Source organism: Brevundimonas sp. 2YAF1 (assembly GCF_052114745.1).
Classification (GTDB): domain Bacteria; phylum Pseudomonadota; class Alphaproteobacteria; order Caulobacterales; family Caulobacteraceae; genus Brevundimonas.
Map to the genome: position 1 here is coordinate 1 of NZ_JBFRFI010000027.1, position 357 is coordinate 357.

Sequence of the window (357 nt, forward strand, 5' to 3'; positions counted from 1 at the left end):
GGGCGGCGGCGTGGGCCTGCTGTCGGGCGATTCGTGTTCGTTCGGTTTTTCGTATTTCCGTCATTCAAGGCTTGTGGAGTCGGGGGCGGGTCCGTATATCCGCGCCTCGCTCTGCAACGAGCGGCCCGCGGGGTTCGGCAACGGACCGGGCGGTGTTCTGCGGCTTGGAAAGCTTCGGTTTTCTGATTTGCGGAGGGGCTGAAAAGCCCGGTTGACTTGGAGCTCGGCCTTCATTAGATAGCCGCCTCCGCTGTTCCTTCGGGAGCGGCCGGGTGAAAAGAAGTTCTTTAAAAAGAACTGCTTGACACTGAAAACCAGGGGCGGTACACACCGCCTCCGCCGCAATCGGGCGTTAAA

The 357-nt window shown here is 60.2% G+C and carries 1 protein-coding gene; it reads left to right on the forward strand.

The genetic code is table 11. The features are described 5' to 3' along the window. Positions 1 to 202: hypothetical protein (locus tag AB4Y68_RS14480; protein WP_441456455.1), on the forward strand; the 202-nt coding region annotated here is incomplete at its 5' end. Positions 203 to 357 lie beyond the last annotated feature (155 nt).